This window comes from Solirhodobacter sp. (assembly GCF_964715405.1).
On record NZ_CBAICG010000013.1, the window covers coordinates 81219 to 90416 of the forward strand.

The following is a 9198-nucleotide window of genomic DNA, read 5'->3' on the forward strand; positions in this document are numbered from 1 at the left end:
ATCAAAGCTCCTTCACGGCGCTGCGGGCGGCGATGGCGTCGTGGCGGAACACCGGGCCATCCTTGCAGACGAAATCGCCGCCGAACTGACAGTGGCCGCAAAAGCCGATGGCGCATTTCATGCTGCGTTCCAGCGAAACCCAGCAATGATCCTGCGTCACCCCCGCCGCCTCCAGCGCCTGCACCGAGAAGCGCATCATGATGTCGGGGCCGCACAGGAACGCCTCGACGGTGGCGGGATCGACGCCCGCCAGGGCGCGGCCAAGGACGGTGGTGACGACGCCGACGCGGCCGGTCCAGCCCGGTTTGGCGTGGTCTACCGTCACCTCGACCGTGGTGTCGAGCCGGGATTTCCAGTCGCGCAACTGGTCGGCGTAAAGCAACTCGTCCGGCGAGCGCGCGCCGTAGACGATGGTCAGTCCGGCGTAGTCCTCGCGATTGTTCAGCACATGATAGATGATCGGCCGCACCGGGGCGAGGCCGAGGCCACCCGCCACCACCAGCACATGCCGCCCCTTCGCCGGCGCCACCGGCCAGCTTGATCCGAACGGGCCGCGAACGCCGACCATGTCGCCTTCTTTCAGCGCCACGATGGCGGCCGAAACGGCGCCCACGTCGCGGGTGGTATGCGTCAGCCGCCCGGGCTGGCCTGCATCGCCCGAGATCGAGACCGGAATCTCGCCCACCCCGAACGCGTAGAGCATATTGAACTGGCCGGGGGCAAAGGCCATCGGCGCGCCCTCGACCGGCGACAGGTCGACCGTGGCAACGCCCGCAATCTCACTTTGGGCGCGCGTCACGCGGTAGCGGCGGGGCAGCATCGGGTCGGGCGCGTCCATCCCGTCAGACCTTCGTGCCGTAAAGGTCGAGCACCTGAAGCCGCAACGACTTGAGCCGGGTGGCCAGATGCGGCACCCAAGTCTGGAACATCTTGAAGCCGAGCGCCGGGTTGGTCTCGCACTTGCCGCGCAGGCAGGCGCCGTCCAGGCTGATCGCGCGCACCTCGGTCAGGGCGACGGCATCGTTGGTGTGGCGGTAGGGCGGCACCAGCCAAGACCAGCCGAACAACTCGCCATCGTGCAGCGTCTCGACGATCAGCGGCTCGCTTTCCGGGGTGGCGATCTCCATCGCGACGTCGCCGTGCTGGAGGATGAAGAAGCGGTCGGCGGGCGCACCCTCGGTATAGATGCGGGTGCCCGCGCGAAAGTGTTCGTTGCGCGCGCAGCCCGCGAACAGCGCGATGGTCTCGGCGTCGAAGGTCTTGAACAGCGGGTGCGCCGCAAGGATTTCGTCGAAGTGGTGGATCGGCATGGATCAGCCCTCCTGTGGGGTGGCGATGGCCAGAGCCTCGGCGGTGATGTCGATGCCCACCGGGCACCAGGCGATGCAGCGCCCGCAGCCGGTGCAGCCGGACGACCCGAACTGGTCCTGCCACGAGGACAGTTTGTGGGTCATCCACTGGCGGTAGCGGGATTTGGCGGAGCGGCGGACCGAACCGCCGTGAACATAGGTGAAATCGACGCTGAAGCAGCTATCCCATGTGCGCCAGCGTTCGGCATGGTCGCCCGCGAGGTCGGTGACATCCTCGACATCGGTGCAAAAACAGGTCGGGCAGGCCAGCGTGCAATTGGCGCAGCCAAGGCAACGGCTGGCGACATCGTCCCATTGCGGATGGTCGGGATTGTCGCGCAGGATCGGCGCGATGCCCTTCGGCATGGCGCGCGTCTGCTGCCCGGCGGCGGTGGCGGTGACCGCATGGGCGGCGGCGATCTGCGCTGCGGTTGCTGGCGCAAGGCCCAGCGTCGCGGCGATGGCGGCCCCCTTGTCGCTGCCGATCTCCAGCAGCAGGCCGTCGCCGGTCGACAGTTCGGTCAGCGCGAGGTCGAAGCCGCCCTTCGCCCGCGGCCCGGTGTCCATCGAGGCGCAAAAACAGGTCGCAGCAGAGCGCGCGCATTGCACGGCAATGATCAGCGTTTCCCGCCGCCGCGCGCCGTAAGCGGGATCGGCAAAGCTGCCGTTGTCGAAAACACGATCCTGAATCTCCATCGCCGCGATCTCGCAGGCGCGCACGCCAAAGAAGGCGGTCTTCGGCCAATCGGCCTGATGCGGCGTGACCTCGAACCCGCCCTCGGCGCGGTCGGCGCTGAACAGCTTCTGCCGCGCCGGGAACAGCCACCTCTTCCAGCTTTGCGGCCCCACGACATAGTCGAACCAGCGCGCCGGGTCGCCCTCGGTCAGCCGGTAGGTCGCCGGTTCCTGCGTGTCGGTCAGGCCCTTCGGCAGGGCTGCCCCCGTCAGCGGTTCATAGACGATGGCACCGTGGGCGGCTTGCGGGCCGATCACCCGATACCCGTCGGCCAGCAGGGCGGCGACAAGCGCGGTCGGGTCGGTCAGGTGCAAGGGGGCGATTGCAAAGGTCATGATGGCCCAATAGCAAGACGGCGCGTTGCCGCGCCTTGATCTGGCGCAAGGCTGGCAGGCCGATGTTGCGCTGTCACGACGATTCGCGCGGGAAATCTGCGGCGGCGCGCAAGGCCCGGATGCGCGCCGACCACTCCGCCCCGATGCCGCGCAGCGCCAGCACGGCCAGCGCATCCTCGGCATCCAGTCGCGAACAGATGCGGTAAACCTCCAGCACCTCGGCGGTCATCTCGCCCTGCTGGTAAAGCGCCATCGCGGCGCCGTAGCGCGCCCGCCCCGCCCAGTCGCCGGTGGCGGTCGAGGCGACGGCGACCCAGGCATCCACGCTAGAACCGCCCCGGCGGGGTCGCGCTGCGGCGGGGCAGCACCAGGAAGGGGCGCGGCACGATGCGGGCGGGCTTCATCAGCTTGGCATAGCGCAATTCCCGCATCGCGTAGATTTCCACCCAGAGGTCGGTGGTGATCTTGCTGCCATAAGGCCGGTCGAGGCTGGCAATGGCGATGTTGCGCTTCAGCGTGGGAGACCAGATCGCGGCGCTGACCACGCCCGCTTCGCGCCTTTGCCGGTGATAGACGATCGCGCCCTCGGCCGGGGTGTTGTCGGCGATGTCGAGGCCGACGAGGATGTGTTTCAGCGTTCCGTTGGTCCGTGCCGCAATGATCGCCCGGCGCCCGGTGAAGGCCGACTTTTTCAGGTCCACCAACCAGTCCAGCCCGATCTCGTCCGGCATCCGGGCACGGTCGGCCCGGATCGCCTGATCGGCGGGGGTGAAATCCGCGCCCGCCACGATGAACCCGGCCTCGATCCGGGCCCGGTTCAGCGCGGCGTAGCCGATCGCTTTCAGCCGCAGCGGCTGGCCCGCCGTCCAGAGCCGGTCCCACAGCGACAGCGCGGCCGCGGCGGGCACGAACACCTCATAGCCCAGATCGCCGGTAAAGCCGGTGCGCGAGAGGGTGACGCTGCCGCCCTGATGCGGGAAGGCGGCAAGCTGAAACGGTTTCAGCCGCTCGACCCCGGCGAAACCCGCCGCCGCCAGCACGGCAAAGCTGGTCGGGCCCTGCAACGCGAGGCCTGCCACGCTGTCGGACTCATCCGTCACGGTGCAGTCGAAGCCCGCGGCGGTGTCCAGAAGCCAGGGCAGATGGCGGCCCTGACAGCACAGCCGGAAATCGTCCGGCCCCAGCCGGAACAGCGTGCCGTCGTCCAGCACATGGCCTTCGTCATCGCACCAGGCGGTGTAGTGCACCCGCCCCGGCGCCAGCTTGCGCACGTCGCGCAGCGTCAGGCGGTTCAGCATCGCCTCGGAACCCGGCCCCTGCACACGGTATTTCACCATCGGCGAGATGTCGAACAGGGCGGCGGTGGAGCGGATGGCGAAGTATTCCAGTTCCTCGTCATAGACCGAGTGCAGCGATTTCATCCCGGCCCAGCCATACCAGTCGTTCGTCTCGGCCAGTGCCGCCAGCCGTGGATGGAACGGGGTTTCCATCAGGGGGGTGCGGAAATGATCCTGCGCGGGGCTGCGGCGGGGGGCGATCATCGTGCAACCTCAAGGACATGGCGGGCGGCGTTAAGGCCGGGCAGGCCGGAAATTCCGCCGCCGGGGTGGCTGCCCGCGCTGGCGAGGTAAAGACCATCGAGCGGGGTGGCGTAACCGGCTGCGGCGTGGACGGGGCGGTTGAACAGCAACTGATCCGGCGTCATCTCGCCGTGGTGCCAGTGCCCACCGGGCAGGGCGAACCGCGCCTCGATCTCGGTCGGCGGCAGCAGGTCGGCGGCGACAATGCCCGCTCGCAGGCCGGGGGAATGGCGGTCAAGGATCGCCAGCACGGTATCCAGCAGGCGCGGGGTGCCGGTGACCCAGCCTTCGCGCAGGTCGTAGGGCGCGAACTGGATCAGGGCGGAAAGGATGCAGCCCTTCGGCGCCATCTCGGGCTGACCCAGCGAGGGCAGCACGATCTCGATGGCCGGGTCTGGCGAAAACTCTCCATATTTCGAGGGGTTGAAGGCCGACTCAACATGACTTGTCGCGCGGGCGAGAACGATCCGGCCGCTCAGGTCGGCCGCAGCCAGCCCGCCGAAGGTCGGGACGTGGTCAAGCGCGAGGTGCAGCTTTGCCACGTTGCCCTTGCTGCGGTAGCGCCGGAACGCGCGCGAAAGGCCGGTGTCGATTTCGGCGGGGTCGATCAGCCGCAGGAACGTGGTGCCCGGATGGATCGCCGAGACGATCACCGGCGCGCTGACGAATTCCCCTGACTCCAGCGTCACCGCCGTCGCGCGGCCCTGCACCACCTCGATCCGCGCCACACGGGCGCCGGGGCGCAGTGTCACGCCCGCCCGTTCGGCGGCGGTCACGAAGGCGGCGGCGAGCGACCCCATGCCGCCTTTCGGCACGATCTGGCCCCCCGTCACCCCGCCCGCCGACCCGGTCAGCCGGTAGTGCAGCCCCAGGAGCGAGCCCGGCGAACGCGGGCCGAGATGCGCGCCCAGCGTGGCGTCGAAGGCCAGCAGGCCCTTCAGCCGGTCGTCGGTCAGATATTCGTCGGCCACATCGGCGACATTGGTCAGCAGCATCCGCATCAGGTCGCGCGCCTCGGCGCGACCACGGCGCAGCACGGCCACCCCAGTGAGCCCGAGGTGCAGCGCGTCCGTCAGGCCAAGGTCGCCCGGCATCGGCGGCCGGTGGCCCAGCATCCGGCCCAGGATCGCCGCCTGGCCGATCAGCTTGGCGCGCAGGGCGGCGAAGGCGGCGGCTTCGACGGCGCGTACCCCCTCGACCTGCGCGCCATAGCCGCCGCGCAGGATCACCGGATCGCCACCGCCCAGCATCACGGTCGGCGCCGGGGGGCCGACAAGGCAGGCGGGATCCAGCCTCGTCGCGGCGACCACCTCGGGCGCAAGGCGGTTGACCAGATGCGCGAGCGCGCTGGAACGGTAGCCGGGCGCGATCTCGACCGTTTGCGCACCACCGCCGAACCTGTCGGCCGCCTCGAACAGCGTCACCCGGCGCCCGGCGCGGGCCAGCACGGTTGCGGCGGTCAGCCCGTTGTGGCCGCCGCCGATGACGATCACATCACAGGACGTCATGGGCGGGCCTCATTTCCTTGGGGGACATCCGCAGGTCGCGCAGGATCTCGCGCGCGGCATTGCGCCCCGGCGCGCCCATCACCCCGCCGCCGGGATGGGTAGACGAACCGCAGAGGTAAAGCCCGGCGATCGGGCTGCGATATTGCGCATAGCCCGGCACGGGTCGGTTGAACAAAAGCTGGTCGAAGGTCAGCTCGCCCTGAAAGATGTTGCCCTCGGTCAGGCCGACCTCGGCCTCCAGTTCGCGCGGGGTGCGCACCTCCATGCCGATGATGCGGTCGCGAAAGCCGGGGGAATACTCGGAAATCTGGCTGACCACCGTCTCGGCGAAGGCGGTGCGGTCGGCGTCGGTCCAGTCGCGCCCTTCCACCTTCGGCGGGCAGTACTGCACGAAACACGACATGAAATGCTGCCCCGGTGGCGCCATCGTGGGGTCAAGTTGGGTCGGGATCATCATGTCCACGAAGGGATCGGCCGACCAGCGCCCGGCCTTCCAGTCGTCATAGCCGCGCTCCATCCGCTCGACGCTGTCGGTGAAGTGCATGTCGCCCATCGTGCAGCGGGACCCCTGCGGCAGGGCGGGGAAATCGGGCAGCCCGTCGAGCGCGATGTTCAGCTTGCCCGACGATCCGCGCATCTTGAAGTGGCGGACCCGGTGCAGGAAGGGTTCCGGCAGGTCGGCGGGATCGACCAGCGTCAGGAAGGTCCGCTTCACATCGGCGTTCGACACCACGCGGGCGGCCGCGATTTCCTCGCCCGTCTCCAGCACCACGCCGGCCGCGCGACCGTTCCGCGTCAGCACCTTCGCCACCCCGGCATCGGTGCGGATCGTGCCCCCCGCCGCGCGGAACGACGACGCCAGCGCCTGCGTCACCGCCCCCATCCCGCCGCGCGCATAGCCCCAGGCGCCGACCGAGCCATCGACCTCGCCCATGTAGTGGTGCAGCAGAACATAGGCGGTGCCGGGCGACATCGGGCCCAAGGCGGTGCCGATGATGCCCGACAGCGCCAGATAGGCCTTCACCACGTCGGTCTCGAAGTACTCGTCGAGGAAATCGGCGATCGACATCGTCCAGAACCGCACCGTTGCCGCCATCTCCTCGGCGCTGAAATTGCCGAACCGGCGGGCAAGGTGGATCAGTTCGGCAATGTCGCGCGGGCGGAAGCTGACCGGATCGGGCGCGGTGCGCATCAAAAGCGGCTGGATGAACCGGCACTGCCGCGTCACGTCGCGGGCATAGCTTTCGTAGGCTTCGCCGTCGCGGGCCGAGAAGCGGGCGAACTCGCGGCGGTGCGCGTCATGGTCGCGGTAGGAGGCGAGATAGTCGCCATCGCGGGTGAAGACCGCGCCACCCTCGTAGGCGATGATCTGCAAGCCGTGCTTGGGCAGCTCCAGGTCGCGCATGATCTCGGGGCGGAACAGCGAGCAGACGTAGGAGCAGTTGGAGAACGTCACGCCGGTGCCGGTGTCGCGGCTGGTGGCCGCGCCGCCGACCCAGGGATTCTTTTCCACCACCAGCACGTCGAGCCCCGCGCGTTGCAGGTAGCCCGCCGCAACCAGCCCGTTATGGCCGCCGCCAATCAGGATGACGTCGTGCTGCTTCATCGCGGATTCCCATCTTGCTACCCAGAAAATGGCATTTCAAGCAGCAGGTTGTCCACATATTTTGAATGACCATTCAGCAAGGATATTGCAATATGCTGATGATGCGGTAGGATTCGTGGATCAGGAAGCCCAGCCGGAAGGGGCAGAGATGACAGTGCCGCACCGCGCAGACGACACGACCGCGACTCGCGACTCCGATGCCGCGCATTGCCCCGCCCCCCAGTGCCGCCGTAAACCGGGCGAGGCGCGGGCATGAGCGCGCCGGGCCGGGTAAAGGGTATCGCGATGAAGGCAGGCGACGAGGCAGACGGCGCACGCGGGCGCAAGGCCAGCAAGGAAACGCGGCGCGGGCAGTTGATCGAGGCGACGATCGACAGCTTGGCCCGGCGCGGCTACTCGGAAACCACGATGGCCGATATCGCCGATGGCGCGGGCCTGTCGCGCGGCATCGTGAACTTCCATTTTGAAAGCAAGGAAAACCTGCTGATCGCCACGCTCCAGTTCATGGCCGACGAATACGCCGACCACTGGATGGGTGCCTACGACCGGGCGGGGCCGCGCGCCGCCGACCGGCTCTGGGCCATCGTCGCCGCCGATTTCGACCGCAAGCTTTGCACCCGGCGCAAGCTCGCCGCCTGGTGCGCCTTCTGGGGCGAGGCGAAATCGCGCCCGACCTATCAGGCGCTCTGCGGCGCGCGCGACAATGCCTATCAGAACACCGTGCAGGGCCTGCTCGCCGCGCTGAAGACCGAGGGCGGCTATGGCCATGCCACCGAGCCGCTGACTCTGGCGCTTTGCGCGATGCTGGAAGGGCTGTGGTTCCGCATGATGATGGGCGACGGGATGACGCGCGAAGCCGCGCATGACGGCGCCAAGGACTGGCTGGCCGCGGTGTTCCCGCGCCATTTCACGACGGCCGGGCCACTGCGCGAGCAAACCAGCCACAACAGGGAGACGTAAGGCATGAAGACGATCGGGAAACTGGGCGCGGTGCTGGCCGTGGGCCTCCTTGGCGCGGGTGCGCGCCCGGCGCTGGCGGGTGATCTGACGGTGTTCGACTGGGCGGGCTACGAAGACCCCGCCTTCCATCCGGCCTATGTGACGAAATACGGCGCCTCGCCGCAATTCGCCTTCTTCGGCGATGAGGACGAAGCGTTCCAGAAACTGACCTCGGGCTTCAAGGCCGACCTGGCGCATCCCTGTTCGCAATCGGTGGTGAAGTGGCGCGACGCGGGGCTGCTGGAACCGCTCGACACCTCGAAGCTGGCGAACTGGAACGACGTGCTGCCCGGCATCCGGGCGATGAAGAACCTGATGACCGATGACAAGGGCGTGGCCTGGTTCCTGCCGTTCGAGTGGGGCAACACCGCCGTCGTCTACCGCAACGACAAGATCAAACCCGAGGATGTCACGTCGCTGCAAGCCTTCGCCGACCCGAAATTCAAGGGCCGCGTCTCGATCGGCGACAACGTCGATGACGCCTACGCGCTGGCCAGCCTCGCCATCGGGCTGAAGGACTGGTCCGCGATGACCGACGACCAGTTCGCGCAGGCCTCGGACTTCCTGCGCAAGGTCCACAAGAACGTGCGGCTCTACTGGACCGACAATACCCAGCTCAGCCAGGCGATGGCCTCGGGCGAGGTCGATCTGGCCTGGGCCTGGAACGAGACGGTGACCACGCTCGCCGCCGAGAACGTGCCGGTCGCGATGAACCGCGACGCCAAGGAGGGGCTGTCGACCTGGGTCTGCGGCTATGTCAGGCTGAAGGGCGCCACCGGCGACCCGCAGAAGGCCTATGATTTCCTGAACGCGGTTTCAGCGCCGGAGGTGTCGTCCTACCTTGTTACGCAATGGGGCTATGGCCACTCCAACGCCAAGGGGATGGCGGCGACCGATCCGGCCACGCTGGCGGCAGGCGGCTTCGACAATATCGAAAAGTTCACCGCTAACACGCTGTTTCAGTCGCCGGTCCCGATCGCGCTGAAACAGAAGATGATCGCCGAGTTCGAGAAGATCAAGGCGGGCTACTAGGCCCGCCGCCGAGGCGCGCGCCTTTCTTCCGTTCCAAAGTATCCTCGGCGGCG

General features: G+C 68.0%; 9 protein-coding genes. 2 read left to right on the forward strand and 7 right to left on the reverse strand.

Features of this window, described 5'->3' with window-relative positions:
• Position 1: 1 nt before the first annotated feature.
• The 7 genes from AC11WY_RS08135 to AC11WY_RS08165 all read right to left on the reverse strand — a co-directional run bounded on the left by AC11WY_RS08135 (position 2) and on the right by AC11WY_RS08165 (position 7114).
• Complete coding sequence (locus AC11WY_RS08135) at positions 2-838, reverse strand: FAD/NAD(P)-binding protein (RefSeq protein WP_482924285.1); 837 nt, start codon at positions 836-838, stop codon at positions 2-4.
• Between the two features lie 4 nt (positions 839-842).
• Positions 843-1310, reverse strand: coding sequence for a cyclic nucleotide-binding domain-containing protein (locus AC11WY_RS08140; protein ID WP_482924286.1), 468 nt, complete (start codon positions 1308-1310; stop codon positions 843-845).
• 3 nt (positions 1311-1313) lie between these two features.
• A complete protein-coding gene (locus tag AC11WY_RS08145) occupies positions 1314-2420 on the reverse strand; it encodes a 4Fe-4S dicluster domain-containing protein (protein WP_482924288.1) in 1107 nt (368 codons plus the stop codon).
• A 73-nt stretch (positions 2421-2493) separates the two neighbouring features.
• Positions 2494-2745, reverse strand: coding sequence for a hypothetical protein (locus tag AC11WY_RS08150; RefSeq protein WP_482924290.1), 252 nt, complete (start codon positions 2743-2745; stop codon positions 2494-2496).
• Position 2746: 1 nt separating this feature from the next.
• Positions 2747-3961: an aminomethyl transferase family protein gene (locus AC11WY_RS08155; protein WP_482924292.1), complete on the reverse strand. Its 1215-nt coding sequence runs from the start codon at positions 3959-3961 to the stop codon at positions 2747-2749.
• Positions 3958-5508 carry a phytoene desaturase family protein gene (locus AC11WY_RS08160; protein ID WP_482924293.1) on the reverse strand — a complete coding sequence of 517 codons (1551 nt, stop codon included), beginning with the start codon at positions 5506-5508 and terminating at the stop codon, positions 3958-3960. The genes AC11WY_RS08155 and AC11WY_RS08160 overlap by 4 nt, the downstream gene beginning before the upstream one ends.
• Entirely contained in the window at positions 5495-7114 is a 1620-nt protein-coding gene (locus AC11WY_RS08165; RefSeq protein ID WP_482924295.1) for a phytoene desaturase family protein, read from the reverse strand. Before AC11WY_RS08165 ends, AC11WY_RS08160 begins: the two co-directional genes overlap by 14 nt.
• A gap of 252 nt (positions 7115-7366) precedes the next feature.
• Between AC11WY_RS08165 and AC11WY_RS08170 the strand changes: the two genes are divergently transcribed.
• Together AC11WY_RS08170 and AC11WY_RS08175 are read left to right on the forward strand one after the other, a co-directional pair.
• Positions 7367-8074: a TetR family transcriptional regulator C-terminal domain-containing protein gene (locus AC11WY_RS08170; RefSeq protein ID WP_482924297.1), complete on the forward strand. Its 708-nt coding sequence runs from the start codon at positions 7367-7369 to the stop codon at positions 8072-8074.
• Between the two features lie 3 nt (positions 8075-8077).
• Positions 8078-9145, forward strand: a complete 1068-nt coding sequence (locus tag AC11WY_RS08175; protein WP_482924299.1) for an extracellular solute-binding protein — start codon at positions 8078-8080, stop codon at positions 9143-9145.
• Positions 9146-9198 lie beyond the last annotated feature (53 nt).